Source organism: Acetobacterium sp., assembly GCF_036508315.1.
Lineage (GTDB): Bacteria > Bacillota > Clostridia > Eubacteriales > Eubacteriaceae > Acetobacterium.
The window spans coordinates 37,259-53,161 of sequence record NZ_DATCHP010000112.1 but is presented as its reverse complement, the minus strand read 5'-3'; the positions used below and the strand labels follow the sequence as shown (position 1 = coordinate 53,161).

The 15,903-nt window shown below is 40.0% G+C and carries 16 protein-coding genes and 1 pseudogene; 12 read left to right on the top strand and 5 right to left on the bottom strand.

The window, feature by feature from the left end; translation table 11 throughout:
• Nucleotides 1-378 (bottom strand): flavoprotein (locus VIK44_RS13645; protein WP_331554442.1); only part of this gene is annotated, 378 nt, incomplete at its 3' end.
• A gap of 101 nt (nt 379-479) precedes the next feature.
• Nucleotides 480-1,015 (bottom strand): annotated as a pseudogene (locus VIK44_RS13640) (ZIP family metal transporter); the annotation flags it as partial.
• A gap of 90 nt (nt 1,016-1,105) precedes the next feature.
• On the opposite strand from VIK44_RS13640, the gene VIK44_RS13635 reads away from it, so the two are divergent.
• The 3 genes from VIK44_RS13635 (at nt 1,106) to VIK44_RS13625 (ending at nt 3,932) form a co-directional block, all read left to right on the top strand.
• A complete protein-coding gene (locus tag VIK44_RS13635; RefSeq protein ID WP_331554441.1) occupies nt 1,106-1,513 on the top strand; it encodes a molybdenum cofactor biosynthesis protein MoaE in 408 nt (135 codons plus the stop codon).
• Between the two features lie 413 nt (nt 1,514-1,926).
• Nucleotides 1,927-3,603 carry an FAD-dependent oxidoreductase gene (locus tag VIK44_RS13630; protein WP_331554440.1) on the top strand — a complete coding sequence of 559 codons (1,677 nt, stop codon included), beginning with the start codon at nt 1,927-1,929 and terminating at the stop codon, nt 3,601-3,603.
• Nucleotides 3,604-3,686: 83 nt separating this feature from the next.
• The gene (locus VIK44_RS13625) at nt 3,687-3,932 is read left to right on the top strand and encodes a CsbD family protein (RefSeq protein WP_331554439.1); all 246 of its coding nucleotides are present in this window, start codon (nt 3,687-3,689) and stop codon (nt 3,930-3,932) included.
• Between the two features lie 69 nt (nt 3,933-4,001).
• Here VIK44_RS13625 and VIK44_RS13620 read toward each other — a convergent pair whose 3' ends face one another.
• The gene (locus VIK44_RS13620; RefSeq protein ID WP_331554438.1) at nt 4,002-4,535 is read right to left on the bottom strand and encodes an HdeD family acid-resistance protein; all 534 of its coding nucleotides are present in this window, start codon (nt 4,533-4,535) and stop codon (nt 4,002-4,004) included.
• A 185-nt stretch (nt 4,536-4,720) separates the two neighbouring features.
• Nucleotides 4,721-5,635 (bottom strand): 2-dehydropantoate 2-reductase, encoded by a 915-nt coding sequence (locus tag VIK44_RS13615; RefSeq protein ID WP_331554437.1) that lies wholly within the window; start codon nt 5,633-5,635, stop codon nt 4,721-4,723.
• 515 nt (nt 5,636-6,150) lie between these two features.
• Between VIK44_RS13615 and rsgA the strand changes: the two genes are divergently transcribed.
• From rsgA to VIK44_RS13590, 5 genes are all read left to right on the top strand, one after another.
• Nucleotides 6,151-7,227: a ribosome small subunit-dependent GTPase A gene (gene rsgA / locus VIK44_RS13610; protein WP_331554436.1), complete on the top strand. Its 1,077-nt coding sequence runs from the start codon at nt 6,151-6,153 to the stop codon at nt 7,225-7,227.
• A gap of 298 nt (nt 7,228-7,525) precedes the next feature.
• Nucleotides 7,526-8,536 (top strand): bifunctional glutamate--cysteine ligase GshA/glutathione synthetase GshB, encoded by a 1,011-nt coding sequence (gene gshAB, locus VIK44_RS13605; RefSeq protein WP_331554435.1) that lies wholly within the window; start codon nt 7,526-7,528, stop codon nt 8,534-8,536.
• A 64-nt stretch (nt 8,537-8,600) separates the two neighbouring features.
• Nucleotides 8,601-9,221, top strand: a complete 621-nt coding sequence (locus VIK44_RS13600; protein ID WP_331554434.1) for a Maf family protein — start codon at nt 8,601-8,603, stop codon at nt 9,219-9,221.
• A 348-nt stretch (nt 9,222-9,569) separates the two neighbouring features.
• On the top strand, nt 9,570-10,235 hold the full coding sequence (locus tag VIK44_RS13595; protein WP_333783809.1) for a GyrI-like domain-containing protein: 666 nt from the start codon (nt 9,570-9,572) through the stop codon (nt 10,233-10,235).
• Nucleotides 10,236-10,294: 59 nt separating this feature from the next.
• Complete coding sequence (locus tag VIK44_RS13590) at nt 10,295-10,537, top strand: zinc-ribbon domain-containing protein (RefSeq protein ID WP_331554433.1); 243 nt, start codon at nt 10,295-10,297, stop codon at nt 10,535-10,537.
• A gap of 166 nt (nt 10,538-10,703) precedes the next feature.
• Here the strand turns inward: VIK44_RS13590 and VIK44_RS13585 are convergent, their stop codons facing one another.
• Nucleotides 10,704-10,970 carry a zinc ribbon domain-containing protein gene (locus tag VIK44_RS13585; RefSeq protein WP_331554432.1) on the bottom strand — a complete coding sequence of 89 codons (267 nt, stop codon included), beginning with the start codon at nt 10,968-10,970 and terminating at the stop codon, nt 10,704-10,706.
• 298 nt (nt 10,971-11,268) lie between these two features.
• On the opposite strand from VIK44_RS13585, the gene VIK44_RS13580 reads away from it, so the two are divergent.
• From VIK44_RS13580 to VIK44_RS13565, 4 genes are all read left to right on the top strand, one after another.
• Nucleotides 11,269-11,715 carry a MarR family winged helix-turn-helix transcriptional regulator gene (locus tag VIK44_RS13580; protein WP_331554431.1) on the top strand — a complete coding sequence of 149 codons (447 nt, stop codon included), beginning with the start codon at nt 11,269-11,271 and terminating at the stop codon, nt 11,713-11,715.
• A gap of 94 nt (nt 11,716-11,809) precedes the next feature.
• Nucleotides 11,810-13,261: a DHA2 family efflux MFS transporter permease subunit gene (locus VIK44_RS13575; protein ID WP_331554430.1), complete on the top strand. Its 1,452-nt coding sequence runs from the start codon at nt 11,810-11,812 to the stop codon at nt 13,259-13,261.
• Nucleotides 13,262-13,298: 37 nt separating this feature from the next.
• Complete coding sequence (locus VIK44_RS13570) at nt 13,299-13,898, top strand: cytidylate kinase-like family protein (protein WP_331554429.1); 600 nt, start codon at nt 13,299-13,301, stop codon at nt 13,896-13,898.
• Nucleotides 13,899-14,148: 250 nt separating this feature from the next.
• A complete protein-coding gene (locus VIK44_RS13565; protein WP_331554428.1) occupies nt 14,149-15,861 on the top strand; it encodes a phosphatidylglycerol lysyltransferase domain-containing protein in 1,713 nt (570 codons plus the stop codon).
• The last annotated feature ends 42 nt before the right edge of the window (nt 15,862-15,903 follow it).

Sequence of the window (15,903 nt, the reverse complement as noted above, 5' to 3'; positions counted from 1 at the left end):
TGTAGGGTTTATATGTGTAGCAATCATGATCGGAGATTTTGCTGACAGGATATTCGTTGAAAGCAGATTATCAGCAATGCCATTTGCAGCTTTTCCTAAAGTGTTTGCAGATGCAGGAGCAATCAACATTAAATCGGATTTTATTGAATTCGCTTGGTGATTTAAATCAAAAGCTTTTGGTAAATCAAACTGTTCAATTTGAATAGGTGTGCCAGCTTCTCTTTGAACAAGCAAAGGGGTGACAAAGTTTACTGAATTAGGTGTCATAATAACATGCACTTCTGCTCCCAAATGTTTTAGTTCCCTAATCAAATCAAGAGACTTGATTGCAGGACTGCACGCAGTAATTCCTAAAGTAATTGTTTTTCCACTTAACATATTTACTACCTCCAAAATATAGCTTAAATCTGTCTGGGGTGTTTTATAAACGAGTTCATTTGCAATTTCATTATATCACATAAGGAAGATTAAAGATTGGTCTATCCCAAGGCAACGTCCAAAAACATCATTAAAGTAAAACCCAAAATAACACTGACGGTTGCAATATCCTCTTCGTCTTCTCGGGAATCAGTTCTTCCGCTACGACGTAAATCATCGCACCTGCTGCAAATGAAAGGGCAAAAGGTAAGATGGGAGTGATGAATACCACTGCGGCGGCTCCAATGACTGCTGCGATAGGTTCAACCATGCCTGAAAATTGGCCAATGCAAAATGCTTTTTTTCGACTCATATGTTCTCGTCTTAATGGAATGGATACAGCCGCTCCTTCAGGAAAGTCCTGAAGTCCAATCCCCAGTGTCAAGGTGAGAGCACCGGCCAAGGTCATCGCTGATGATCCCGAGGCCAGCCCTCCAAAGGCCACTCCAACAGCCAGACCTTCGGGTATATTGTGAAAAGTAATAGCAAGGACCAATAATACGCTTCGTTGCCATGAGGTCTTAATAACCTTTCTCGATGATTTGTTTCCGGTTTGTTGACAATATGAATGAAATGCTGGTATGATAGATAAGACAATGTATGACAGAATCAAATTTTTTCACAGGGACCAAATTATGTTGATTTTCATCTGGCCAGTAATTATTATAATGAAAAGGAGTGTTAATTGATGATGAATGAAAAAATGAAAAAAATATCGCCATCCATTGATGAATGGCTCAAAGAAGCCAAAAATGATCCGGCTGCTTTACAGGAAGGCATGTTTTTAGCCCACAATGGTATCGTGCGCCAAACGCCCAAAGCCAAGGTTCGCCAGGGATTGGATGACGGTTCTTTAGTAAAAGGAATGGAATTTTCTTATGATGCAGAAAAAGTTGATGCGGCAATTGCTGAAACCTACAAGATGGACGGCATATTCCATGTCAGGGTTTGGCTTAATGAAGGTCAGCTGGAGGTCGGTGACGATATCATGTACGTTCTGATCGGCGGTGACATCAGACCACATGTGATCGATGCTTTACAATTTCTGGTTGAAACGATTAAAAGCAAATCTGTTACTGAAATTGAAAAAAAGTAATCAGCATAAAAACGCATGACACGGGTTCGTTTTTATAACTTTAACTTTTGCCCGGTTTAGTCCATGAAATCCCTTGAGTTCAGCATCTTTCCCTTGGATGCTGGCTCTTTTTTTTATGTTGTCATTTTTTTGTTTATCATTTCATTTATTTGGTATGAACATACTAATAGAGCTTTTCATAGAAAAGAGTTCGATTGTCACTGGCAGGTTCGGTGATGAACAAAAAAATGAATGGAATGACCCGTGATGACGGCGAAATGGTGAAATTTCCCCCGAGCTTGTCGTTACATTTGTGAAAGGCATGATCAAAGTGGGATGCTGGGTCAACGAGCACAAGCACGCTTTGGGACGACTCGGGTAATCCAGGATAAGCAAGTTTTTTGTGTATGAAAATAAGATTGGAGGACTAAAAAATGACAACGAGTAAGAAAGTTTTAATTGTTGGCGGCGTCGCCGGAGGGGCTACCGCCGCAGCGCGTCTGAGACGCCTGGATGAAAACGCGGAAATCATCATATTTGAAAAAGGCAACTATATCTCCTACGCGAATTGCGGGCTGCCTTATTATATCGGTGGTGAAATAAAGGAGAAATCAGCACTGACTTTGCAGACACCAAAGAGCTTTCACGATCGGTTCAATGTGGATGTACGCATTCTCAGCGAGGTGATCGCCATTGATCCAAAGGCGAAATCAGTCATGGTCACAAACCATGCCACCGGTGAAAGCTATTCGGAAGGCTATGACAAATTGATCCTGTCCATGGGTGCCGAGCCATTCCGGCCAGAAATCGAAGGGATCGATTCGGATAAGGTATTTACTCTGCGAACGATTCCGGATACCTACAAAATCAAAGAGTATATCGATGATCATAAGCCCCAAAGCGCCGTCGTTGTCGGAGGGGGATTCATTGGTGTTGAAATGGCTGAAAACCTCAAGAACGCGGGTCTATCGGTTACCATTATTGAAATGCTGGATCAGGTAATCGCTCCCATTGATTATGACATGGCCTGCGATGTTCATCGGCATCTTGAAAGCAAAGGGGTGCGGCTGATGCTTGGCAACGGGCTTCGTTCCATCAGTGATAATGGATCTTCTCTTAAAATTACCCTGGACAACGATGAGATCGACGCAGACATGCTGATCATGGCCATCGGAGTGCGTCCTGACACCGGAATCGCCAGAGATGCAGGTATTTTACTGAATAAGCGCGGTTCCATTGTGGTTGATGACCAGATGCTGACCTCGGAGAAAGATATTTACGCTGTGGGGGATGCCGTTGAAATTACTGATTTTGTAACTGGAAACAAGGGCTTCGTAGCACTGGCGGGCCCGGCGAACAAACAGGCCCGAGTCGCCGCGGACAACATCTGCGGCGATCACAGTGTTTATACCGGAACGCAGGGGTCCTCAATCCTGAAGGTGTTTGATCTCACCGTTGCTTCCACCGGAGTCAATGAAAAAACCGCGAAACGTCTGGGGCTCGATTATGATAAATTATTTACCTATTCAGCCAGCCATGCAGGGTATTATCCCGGAGCTTCAAACATGAGGATCAAGACTGTTTTTGAAAAAAAGACCGGTAAAATTCTGGGGGCTCAGATCGTTGGCTATGATGGCGTGGACAAGCGGTGTGATGTACTGGCAACCGCGATTCGAGCAGGGATGACCGCTTATGATCTTACGAAACTGGAGCTTTGTTACGCGCCACCCTATAGTTCGGCCAAGGATCCCGTGAACATGGTGGGCTTCGCCATCGAAAATCTTTTAAAGGGCAAGGTGAAAAATTTTCACTGGCACGATGTGGAAAAGCTTCCGCGCGATGGCAGTGTGACGCTTCTGGATGTACGGACAACAGCGGAGTACGAAAACGGTCATATCGATGGATTTATTAATATTCCCCTGGATTCGCTGAGGGACCATCTTAATGAACTCGACAAAGATAAGCCGGTTTATGAGACCTGCATGGTCGGGGCTCGCGGTTATGTGGCCGCGCGTATACTGATGCAAAACGGCTTTGATACATACAATTTCAATGGTGGTTACTTGCTCTATCGTTCAATCTTCGCACCGCACGTGGCCATGACCCCTTAGATCCAAACTAGGTTTTAAGCTTGATTGACAAGTAAGGCATTTGTTTTAGTATAAAAATAATTTATAGAATGGAGGATTTAATTATGACAGATTCAAAAGGTAGAATTGATGAAGCCAAAGATAAGACCGTAGGTGCAGTCAAGGAAGTAGCTGGCAAAGTTACCGGTAACGAAGAGTTGGAATTGAAGGGTAAAACTCAGTCCTTAAAAGGGGATCTAGAAGGAAAAGCGATGGATATCGGTGATAAGGTAGGCGAAATAAAAGAAGATGTCGCAGAAAAGATCAATGACTTCATTGATAAAAAGAAAGATGGAAAAGAAGAAAAGTAAAAGAATCATAATTTTAAGGCACAGGGTTCTATTTGAAACCCTGTGCCTTTATTAATATTTGAAAAAATGTTAGGCCTTACTTGACATGGTTGATGCAAAAAGCGCAATGCCACCAACAAATAAATAAATACCGGCAATGATTGAAAAGGTTAATAGCATGATGTAAGGGTTAAAAAGAAAGAAAAATCCTAGAATAATATTAATGACCCCGGCAGCCGTAAGCCATCCGGAACCGCCGCCCTGTTTTTTCGCCGCTACTGAGTCAGTGACCTGGTTAATCCCAATGAACAGGGTCATGAATGCAAGTATAAATGCGAAAGTCTCTGCAGTGGCCAATACCGGAACAAAAATCAATAAGAAGCCCAGGATGACTACCATAATCCCAGCGGTGAGGTTCCAACCGTTTTTAATTGAACTTTTGGCAAAATCGAAAATCATGAAAACACCATAAATTATAAGGCCGATAACGAATATCCACATCATCATGGATACGAAAAACTGTGGGGCTATGAAAACCCCAATACCAAGGAGTACCATAAGGATGGAGACAAAGATCCCCAGACCTTTACTGCCCTTTGTCACACTACTTAAATGAATGTTCATTTTTACTTCCTCCTTTAAATTTTAATGGTAACCAATTATAAATAATTATACCCACTTCGATAAGGAGAGTAACAAAAAAAGTTGAGAGAAAGAATAAAAAATTTCGTTTTACAGAATAGTTAATTCGCAGAATTAATATAAAAAAAGCTGAAACGTCCTATTTTACAGAGAAGGCTCTGGGAAGGTTAAAAGGAATTTCTGATATTTTCTGATATCCTTTTATATGTAGGCATGGAAACATTGTGTTTTTCTCCCATTCGAAGGACTTCAAAAACAAGGCCGTCAATTTCCGACTGTTTCCCCAGGTTAATATCACGCTGTACGGATGTTGATGCCGTAGGGGCAAGTGTATCTAAAATATCCAAATTAAACTGGACAATATCAACGGTAAAATGAATGTCCATGGCCACCGCCAGAGCCTGGATTTCCCGGATTAAATTGATAAACGACACTCTTATTTCACCGGGCTTCTGAATCGATGCCGCCTTTGCATGATAATACAAACCGCAGGCCGCCATTGCAGATATATAGGAAAATTTTTGTAAAGCGTCTCTTCTGATATCAGAGGATAGAACTCCCATGATATGGCTATCATTTAAATCTCTTTCAATTTGTTTCAGAACCGGTCGGTATTGGGCTGGATCACGGACTCCAAAAAAAATCCTGAAAATTTCACCGTGCATCTGAATCCTTCCGGGACCTTTAATATTGGCGGACACATAAATACAGCCGTCGGTAATCAGCAGTTCTGGAAGCATTTCCTGAAGTTTCCCACCGGTTCCGTAAATGTTTAAAATGGGAATCACTACCGTATTTTTATGAGCCACCTGTTTAATAAACGGAACAATTTCTTCCAGAGAATAGCCTTTTACGCAGACAAAAATTACATCCGGTTGTTCATTATAATGTTGTGTGTCACAGGCCTTTATGGGGAACACGGTATAAGTCCCCTGCCAATTTGTTTCCACCGTAAGTCCGCTTTTCTGAATATCTGCCAAATGTTCGCCTCTGGCAATTAAAGTCACATCTTTTCCTGCTTTCGCCATATAAGCCCCAATGCATCCACCGGTACCGCCTGCTCCTATAATCAGATATTTCACACCGTTCTCCTTTTTTCAAATACTTAATCAATCACTTTACTCTATTTATATTTTATTTTAATTGAAATTCAGAGTATAACACATTTGCATTATTTCATCAAAAACTTGCTTTCGGGCAAAGCCCTCCACTGACTTCATTTTGACACATACGATAATCTTAATAATTAGCAATATTTGTTGGTTTAATTATAGTGCGAATAAGAGGGATTTTCAAGCTGATTGGTGTAATATATCAAATATAGAATAATGTCTTGGAATGGCGATGGGTGCTTAGCATTCTAAAAATTGTAATATGGGATGTCTCTATGAAGTATTTCCGTAACTTTAACGCTCCATTAGGGTGAAATCTATAAATATTTATAGTATAATGTGATTAAATCTACTTTGAAAGGAGCTGTTTTTTATGAAGAAAAGATTTGAAAAAGCGGATAGTGTGTTTTACACGGAGGTTTGTGTAAAATAAAGGCCCTTGCATAATGCCTCCATCGGACTTTTATATGTAGGAGGAACACCCATTGAAAAAATTAGAAGCATATGGTTTTACCCCAGGTTTTAAAACAGAAGCAACCTGTTATTCAGAGTTTATACCAGGCCGGATTATATCCCATTATCGGGATCTATATAAAGTGGTGACAGATCAGGGAGAGTTTTTTGCTACCCTGGCTGGGAAATTTCGCCATAAAGCAAAACATCTTTTAGAATTCCCGGCGGTTGGAGATTTTGTCATGGTTGATCGCAGCAATGATGAAAATGGCAACGGGATCATTCATCATGTACTGAAACGAAAAAGTTCATTTGAACGAACAGCCGTTGGCTTTAAAAATGAAGTTCAGATCGTTGCAGCGAATATTGATATTGTGTTTATCTGCATGTCCTTAAACAACGATTATAATTTATCCCGTCTTGAACGCTACCTTTCCGTGGCCTGGAACAGCGGAGCCATACCGGTTGTGGTTCTGACAAAAGCGGATTTGTGTGAAGATGTGATGCAAAAACAGGCTGAGATTAGATCCATCGCCATTGGTACAGATATTGTCACAACATCCAATCAGGATACCTCATCCATTGATAGGCTTCTACCCTATATCAAGGAAGGCTCAACAGCTGCGTTTATCGGATCTTCAGGTGTTGGAAAATCCACACTGATCAATTGTCTGGCAGGTCAGGAAATTCTGTCTACAAAAGAAATTCGTCAGGATGATAAAGGACGTCATGCCAGTACAAGACGAGAACTCATTCTTTTATCAGAAGGAGGAGTTCTTATTGATACCCCGGGTATGAGAGAACTGGGGGTGGACTCGGTTGATTTAGCACAGTCATTTTCAGATATAGAAGTATTAGCCAGTCAATGCCGATTTAAGGATTGTGCTCATAAAAAGGAACCGGGCTGTGCAGTAAGAGGCGCCATTGAAGATGGAAGCCTTAATCCCCGCAGACTTGAAAACTATTTGAAACTCAAAAAAGAAGCCCGATATGAAGGCTTAAGCTCAAGACAGATTGAATCGGAAAAATTTAATGAAATGTTTGCAGAGGTTGGTGGTATGAAAAAAGCCAGAAAAATCATGAAAGAAAAAAACAAGCGCAAGTATTAAAACAACGGTTTAGATCTTGAAAAAGCTCCCCTTGTAAATCTGGGAAGAAAAATTATAATGTAAACTAAAAGTTTGATTTCAACATTTATTGAGATCAGACTTTTCATTTTTTGAAAAGCTAAAGGGGGACGCAATGAAAGAATCTGAATTCAGAAATAAATATTGCAAAGTCTGCACCTGGGAAACAAATAGAACCCCTAATTAAACAAAAAACATGGGACAAGAGGAATAAACTATGCTATATTCTCATAAACAGGCTAGATGAACAGGGCTTAAAAAAATTCTGGAGGTAACAGGTATGCAGGAACATGATTATGACGGACTGGAACTGTCAACAGCGATGCTGATTAAAGCAGCAGAGAAGCGGGGAATTGTCGTTGACATACTTGATAGAGATGACAATTTCATCAGATTGAAAAAATACAGTAAAACCGAGTATGTGAAGCAGGCAACCAAAACATCTTTGGATCCCTACATTGTGCCGCTGATTATGGAAAACAAAGAGGTGACCAAGCTGATCCTCCGTGAAAATGGGATCAATGTACCCATGGGCATTAAAATCAAGTCGATTGAAGAAGCCTTTGAATACTGCCACCAATTTGATGGCAGAAGCATTGTTGTCAAGCCAAACAGTACCAATTTTGGTCTGGGTGTGGTTATCCTGAAAGAGATGCAATGTGAAACCAATTACCGGATTTGTGAAACCAATTTCCGTAATGCACTGGAAACCGCCTTCAAACATGATGATGCGGTGCTCATCGAAGATTTTATCTCCGGCAAAGAGTACCGGTTTCTCATTATCGGGGATGAGGTGGTGGCCATCCTCCACCGGATCCCGGCCAATGTGGTGGGGGACGGGATCCATAGTTTTGAAGAATTGGTGGCTGAAAAGAACAAAAATCCCCTGAGGGGAACGGGTTATGTCAAACCCCTTGAAAAAATAAAACTGGAATACCCGGAAATTGATTTTCTCAAATTGCAGAAAAAGACCATCGATGACATTCCCCGTAAGGGGGAAACCGTCTTTCTCAGGGAGAATTCCAACATCAGCACCGGCGGTGACAGCATCGACTTTACCGATGATATTATGGATGCATATAAAGCCATCGCAGTCCGGGCGGCAAAAGCCGTCGGTGCAAAGATCTGCGGTGCGGATATGATTATTCAGGATATTTCCAGAAAGCCGGATGCACAGAACCACAGCATTATCGAGCTCAACTTCAACCCGGCCCTGCATATTCATAATTATCCCTATGTGGGTAAGAACCGGCATGTTGAAGAAAAGGTGCTGGATCTGCTGGGTATGTAACGATAACTATTCAGAGAAGGTTTTGGATTACGGTAGATGCTGTTGAAAAACAAGGAGGTAACCATTGAAACCAAAAATAATTCTGGCCAGCCAGTCTCCCCGAAGACGGGAGCTGCTTGAACTGGTCACAAAGGATTTTGAAATACAGGTACCGGAAATTGATGAAAAGAGAATCGAGAATGCGATTTTACAAAACAGGGATGATGATTTTTTGATAACAGCCAAAAAACTTGTTTTGGAGCTGGCATCAAGAAAAGCGACAATCATTCAAAAGATCAATCGAAATGCCCTGGTGATTGGAGCCGACACCGTTGTGGTCTTGAATGATAAAATACTGGGTAAACCCATCGATGAAGTTGATGCCTACAACATGATCAAACAACTATCCGGGAACACCCATCAGGTTTTAACCGGTGTCAGCATAAGATACGGCAAAGTGGAAGATCAATTTGTATCGGTATCGCAAATAAAGTTTTATGAATGGAATGAACAGATGCAGCGGGAGGTTGCAGATTATGTGTCCTCGGGCAAGGCCAATGATAAAGCCGGCGGATATGGCATACAGGAAGAGGCTGGACTTTGGGTGAAGTGGATAAAAGGGGATTACAATAATATTGTGGGTCTCCCCATCGCCAAACTCAACAAACGGCTGAACAGACTGTTGGATTTAGCACAAAATATTTAGGGCAGAAAAGGCATCAGGATTCTTGAGAATATCCACAAGGGTAATGTGCATTTGAATGAGAGGAAAAATAAAAGCCAAGCTGTTTTATTGCATTAAAGATGTATAAACAAAACTACATCTTTAATGCAAATAAAATAATCGTCATAGACTATTGATGTTGAACCTTTTGTATTGATGGACTATATCAGCAATTGGAATGATATTTCAATAGGGATTAGGGTATAAATAAACGCACAAGGTAATAACATCAATAATGAGCACGAAAATGTATGGGAAAGAGTATGCGTAGACAATGATTCAGAGAACGTTATGGATTACGGCAGACGCTGTTAAAAAACAGGAGGTAAGATGATGTCAGATAAATTGGATTTTAAAAAGGAATACAAGAACCTTTATCAGCCTAAGAAGGTTCCTATGATCGTCGATGTACCAAAGATGAAATTCATCATGATCGATGGGAAAGGAGACCCTAATGATGAGTCGGGAGAATATGCAAAAGCAATCGAATTGCTTTATGGATTGTCCTACACTATTAAAATGAGCATAAAGAGCGGAAATGCGCCAACGGATTACTTTGAATATGTCGTTCCTCCTCTGGAGGGCTTATGGTGGACAGCAGTTGATCGCCCTTTTGACACGAGCAGGAAGGAAGAATTGATCTGGACGGCGATGATTCGACAGCCGGAATTTGTCACCAACGAACTATTCAAATGGGCTGTTGATGAATTGAAGAAAAGAAAGCCACAGCTTGACACCGATAAGGCAAGGCTGGAGGCGTTCACAGAAGGACTCTGCGTTCAGATGATGCATTTGGGTTCATATGATACGGAGGCAGTGACGGTTAAAGCCATCGATGACTTTGCCGCATCCAATGGATACGGCAATGCCATTTCAGAAGTCCGTCCAGACGGCGCCATCCGAAGGCACCATGAAATTTACCTGAGCGATCCGCGTAGAGTTGCCCCGGAAAAAATGAAAACGGTTGTCCGGCATCCAATCAGGAGCAATAAATAGTATCTGAATGAGGGATATGGTTTATTAACTATATCTACAAAAGCAAAGGAGGTGTAACTATGATTTGTCCAAGATGTGGGAAGTCAAACCCTGAGGGCACTGAATTCTGTCTTTACTGTGGGGCGAACCTACAGGAAAAAGGCAGTGTGAAGGAAGAACCAGAATATGAAATGAAATCAATGTCGGATAGCCAAAAAAATGTACCGGCAATTAAGAAAGAAAATTCAAGAAAGAATCTTTTTATCATAATTATTGGATGTATTGTTTTAATTTCTATTATACTGGTATTTTTACTCCGTTGAATAGTAAAGAAAAAGATGGTAGAGGACCATAAAGCGGCAAGCCTTCAGCATTTAGTAAACAGATAAACTATCTTGCTGTTATGTTTTATGACATTTATGATGGTGGAGCCGCCAAATCATCTTTCACTAAATATGAAAGAAATATCCCCCTACGCACTCTTTAAAATCAGGTCTTTTTCCAACGTTTCAATGTTGGAAAAAATGCTTCCATTTCTTTTCTTGCATCTTCTTCTGTCATTCCTTGTTTTTCTTTAATCAGGAATGGAATACTGACTTCAATCATTCTTTTCATCGAGATGTTGCTTGTGAATTCACCGTTTTTATAGCAGTCGTCACAATAATCTCTGCTTTTTTCTCCGTTTTTTTCAATACCATATAATTTGTCCGTTTCGCCCATGGGTTTGCCACAACTTTGACATAGCTTTTCACTCATGCTGATACCTCCAATCATAGTGTGTAATTTACGTTCATTGTATTATAATTTAGAGCTCAAATCAACCTGATTGTTGTATTAATCCATATTGAAGGAGACCATTCTCTGTGGTTTTATTATTTTGGCTAAATCAATGTGTATGGTTTGCAATCTTTTTTTTAACTGCCAGCTTGACAGAAAAGGATCAGGTTTTTTTAGAGGTGCACTATTGACAATAATTATATGCCGTGATATTATATTCCGCGATATATAATAGTGCGGTATGGAATTAAATAGGCATAGAAACTGGAGAAATAATATGAAAAATAAAAATCCCTGGCCTGAAATTATCAATCTTTTACAAAGTGCAGAATCAAAATTATCAAAAGCCAGAGTTAACGCATTCGGGGCACATGGATTGACTGGACCACAAATTGGCATTCTGTTATTACTTGACAAAAAAGGCGCTATGAAAATCGGTGATATTGCGGATGAGCGTGGTATGATCCACAGCAATGCATCCAATATCTGTTCCCGTCTTGAAAAAGCCGGGTTTATAGTCCGCGACCGATTAAAGGATGACCAGAGGGTTGTCAATATCCAACTGACAGATAGTGCCCGAAGTAAAATGGTCGACATCAAAGCCTGTGTCGATGCCTTCTACAGGAGAATAGAAGAAAATGTCACTCAAAAAGATTTTGAGGACATTAATACAGGCCTTGTCAAGCTCAACAAATTGTTTGATATGCTTGAAAACCCAAAATGAAACAAGGCCTTATGGCAAGAGGGTTTTTGCTGAGAACTAGCACGACACAAGGTGACATTGATGTAGCCACCGATTCATCTGAGGAGATATAGTTATGATTGAAAAAACAAAAGACAAAGCATTTGCAGTGATGCTGGCCATTATACTTGCGGGTATGGTCATCACCATGCTGAATCAATCCATTATTAATATTGCACTGCCCCAAATAATGACCCAGTTTAATATTGATGCATCCACGGCCCAGTGGCTGGCCACCGCTTACATGCTGGTGTGTGGCATTCTTGTGCCGATCAGTGCCTATTTGGTGCAAAAGTTTAGTTATAAACAGCTGTTTATCACAGCAATGGCATTTTTTACAATTGGTTCCTATATTTGTGCCATTTCCAACGGGTTTGAAGTGATGCTGACGGGTCGGGTAATTCAATCGGTTGGCGGAGGAATACTCATGCCTCTGAGCATGAATATTTTCATATCAGCATTTCCTGTTGAAAAACGTGGTTCGGCAATGGGTTTACTCGGTATTGGGTTGATCCTTGCGCCGGCATTGGGGCCTACCGTCAGCGGATATGTGATTGAGTATTATAATTGGAACGTTTTGTTCTATGCAATGACAGCCATCGGTTTTTGTGTTTTAATGGTTGCATTCTTTTTCTTTAATTTTAGGAACGAAAAAAGAGATGTAAAGCTTGATTATTTTGGAGTCATAACCTCCAGTATTGGTTTTGGGTCGTTGCTTTACGGTATCAATGAGATTGCGGGAAAAGGCTGGAATGATTCAGAGGTCTTAACATTTCTGGCTGTTTCGGTTATTTCATTGACGGTGTTCGTATTCTATGAACTTAAAAAACAAAATCCATTGCTTGAGATGAAAGTTTTTAAAGACTTTAATTTTTCCTATACGATCATTGTGAATATTATTCTTCAAGTTGCCCTTTATGGTGGTATGATTCTGCTGCCTCTTTACTTACAGGTGATCCGAGGATTTAGCCCATTGGAGGCAGGGCTTTTGCTTCTTCCCGGTTCTCTCTTAATGGGTATTATGGGCATATGGACAGGAAAGCTTTATGACAGGATGGGCATTAAACCGCTTGCCATTATTGGCTTCACCATATTGACGGTTATTACCTATATGTTTACAAAACTTTCAATGGATACGCCCTATATGGAAATCATGATACTGTACACCATTCGTCTCTTTGGTTTGTCCTTTGTTCTCATGCCGGTTACCTCAGCCGGACTTGCGACGATTCCAAGAGAGCTGATTCCTCATGCAAATGCACTTTCAAGTACATTAAGGCAGGTTGCGGCTTCCATCGGTATCGCGTCTCTTGTGGTTGTAATGACCAACCAGGCAAGATATTATATTCAGGATTTGGGAACGGCTGTCACTGCCGACGCTGCCAAACTCGCTGCAATTCATGGGATCAACAGCGCCTTTTTAGTTTCTGCTATTATTAGCGCAATCGCTTTGGTTCTGTCCTTCTTCTTCAAAAAACCGAAGCTGGAAGAATCGAAACTCGAAAAAGAAGTACTTGTATTTGAATAAAACAGTTATTAAACTATAAAAATGGAGGAAAATCAAAATGGGAAAATATCGTATTATAACAATTGAAAGGCAGTATGCCAGCGGTGGAAAGCAAATCGCAAAACAATTAGCGAAAAAATTAGGCTTTGAATTTTACAATGAAGAGATTCTTAATATGGCAGCTAAAAAGCTCAATATTGAAACAGATTATATTGAGCACCTGGAAGAAACAGCAACAAGCAACATAATGAACGCCATGGCCAGGGTGGCAAATTTCACTGAAGACCAAGAACTGTCAGACAAATTATTCTGCGCAGAAAGTGAAATTATTAATCTTTTGGCACTTACCGGAAATTCTGTCATTGTGGGACGATGTGCGACCCAGATATTAGCAAATCGAAAAAATTGTCTGAGTGTATTCATTCATGCCAATGAAGATGCGCGAATCAGAAGAGCGGTTGAAGAGTATGGAATATCTGAAGATGAAGTCCATGCTGTGCTGAAAAAAACCGACAAGCGACGTTCAGAATTCTATAATACCCACGCTCATAAAAAGTGGTACAGTATGGATACCTATGATGTGTGCCTTAATAGCGAGGTCATTGGTATCGACAACTGTGTGGAAGCAATAGCATCATTAGCTGTCAAGTCAATTTAAAGATATGAAAACCGAAACTTTCCCGGGCCTGTTCATGTGAGCAAGAAAATAGAATTAAGGAAAGGCAAAATATCTGGTAAAAATGTAAAGTTATATGGTATTAAAGAGGCAAATTGTGATATCATTATCGCCAGAAATCATACCAGTATTATGTAGTTGGTGGCTATGTCTCCAAATGGGTAATATTTAACTTTGAATCACATTGAGCAGAAGGTATGTTTTCAACCAAAGCTTGAAGGGATAAGAATACATGAATGCATTTTTAAAAAGGCAAATTCAAAATTTTGCTATTTTTCTTTTAGTAATCATTGGATTTGGGAATTTATTTGCGGCATTGCCTTTAAAATTTGCCAAAGAGTTTGAACATATTTATGGGAATATGTTTGATCCTAATGTTGTGGTAACCCATGGAGTATTGTCTTTTTTGCTGGGTCTGCTCATGCTTCTTCTTGCTTACAGTTTATTTAAACGGGTTCGTAATGCATGGATTATTGAGGTGATTGTTTTATTTGCAACACTGATTTTACAAATAGTTCACTTTCACAGATTTACGGTTCCCATTGTGATCATTGAGTCATTTGTGCTTCTTGTGCTGCTGGTTTCGTATAAGGACTTTTTTAGATTGCCCAATAAAGTAACTTTGAAATGGGCTTTTATATTTATCGGAGTTTCGTTTACATTGCTCCTCGTAAATGCTTCATTTGGTTTATACATCATGAGGGCACATATAAATGATGTCCATACAGTCTATAATGCTTTGTTAAGTTCAATCAACTTATTGATATTTATGGATACAAATGTATTGGATATAAAAAGTAATTTAGGCCGAATTTATGCAGACTCGTTAATAATTACTAACTGGATATGTATTTTCGCATCAGTATTGTTGCTTATGAAACCCCTGGTGTATGATTATATTCATGATAAGCAGGATAAGGAAAAGGCCCGAAAAATTGTTCTTAAACACGGACAGAATCCTATGTCGTATCTGTCTCTGGAAAATGACAAACATTATTTTTTTGGTAAAAATGTTGAAGGTGTTTGCTCCTATACCATAGTTGGCAAAGTTTTAGTATGTTGTGGAGATATTATCTGCGACAAAAATGATGGCTTTATTTTTTTAACGGAGCTGTTAACATTTTCCAGGCAAAATGGCTTGGATATTTTATTACTCAATATAACTGAATATTTTCTTGATTTATACCAGGCAGCTCAGTTTGGTGTTGTGAAATATGGAGAGGATGCCTGTTTTAAACTTTCTGAATACAATCTTGCCGGTGGAAAAGTTGCCAAGGTTAGGGCGGCGATTAATCATGCCAACAAAGCAGGGATTATTGTTGAAGAATATCAGCCAAAAAAACAGCGGGATCTGGAAATAGAAAGAGAAATACTGGAAATATCAGAAGAATGGAAGAAGAGTAAAATGATTTCCGAAATGACATTTATGCTGGGTGGTGTCAGTCTTGACAATCCTCTTGATCGGCGGTATTTTTATGCAAGGGATGCCCAAGGAGAAATGCTGGGATTTGTTGTTTTTTTACCATATTTAAATGGCATGGGATATCTTGCCGACGTAACAAGAAGAAAAAACAACGCTCCTCAAGGTGTTCTTGAAAAAATTAACTATGAAGCATTTATGGTAATGAAGGATGAAGGTGTTCAAATAGGCAATATGGGACTTTCGCCCCTGTATAATGTAGATTCAGGAGATAAAATAACATTTAACGAAAAACTTTTTGCTTATGTTTATGAAAATATGAACAATGCCTATAATTTTAAAGCACTTCATCATGCAAAAGAAAAATATGCGCCTTCCTACTGGGAAGAGCGCTATCTGGCTTATTATCCAAAGCCTTTTTCTCCTTACTTTGCATATGCGATCGTAAAAGCACAAAATCCGGAAAATATTTCCAAAGTAGTATTAACTCAATTAAAGACGAGGAAAGACGAAAATGGTCAATGATTACAGTCTCAGAGAAAAACGACCATTCCCCATTAACCGCAA

Coding starts and splice junctions, on each gene's coding strand:
- VIK44_RS13635 (WP_331554441.1), top strand. CDS start 1,106: ATGATGAATGAAAAAATGAAAAAAATATCGCCATCCATTGATGAATGG.
- VIK44_RS13630 (WP_331554440.1), top strand. CDS start 1,927: ATGACAACGAGTAAGAAAGTTTTAATTGTTGGCGGCGTCGCCGGAGGG.
- VIK44_RS13625 (WP_331554439.1), top strand. CDS start 3,687: ATGACAGATTCAAAAGGTAGAATTGATGAAGCCAAAGATAAGACCGTA.
- VIK44_RS13620 (WP_331554438.1), bottom strand. CDS start 4,535: ATGAACATTCATTTAAGTAGTGTGACAAAGGGCAGTAAAGGTCTGGGG.
- gshAB (WP_331554435.1), top strand. CDS start 7,526: ATGCAGGAACATGATTATGACGGACTGGAACTGTCAACAGCGATGCTG.
- VIK44_RS13595 (WP_333783809.1), top strand. CDS start 9,570: ATGATGTCAGATAAATTGGATTTTAAAAAGGAATACAAGAACCTTTAT.
- VIK44_RS13590 (WP_331554433.1), top strand. CDS start 10,295: ATGATTTGTCCAAGATGTGGGAAGTCAAACCCTGAGGGCACTGAATTC.
- VIK44_RS13585 (WP_331554432.1), bottom strand. CDS start 10,970: ATGAGTGAAAAGCTATGTCAAAGTTGTGGCAAACCCATGGGCGAAACG.
- VIK44_RS13580 (WP_331554431.1), top strand. CDS start 11,269: ATGAAAAATAAAAATCCCTGGCCTGAAATTATCAATCTTTTACAAAGT.
- VIK44_RS13575 (WP_331554430.1), top strand. CDS start 11,810: ATGATTGAAAAAACAAAAGACAAAGCATTTGCAGTGATGCTGGCCATT.
- VIK44_RS13570 (WP_331554429.1), top strand. CDS start 13,299: ATGGGAAAATATCGTATTATAACAATTGAAAGGCAGTATGCCAGCGGT.
- VIK44_RS13565 (WP_331554428.1), top strand. CDS start 14,149: ATGAATGCATTTTTAAAAAGGCAAATTCAAAATTTTGCTATTTTTCTT.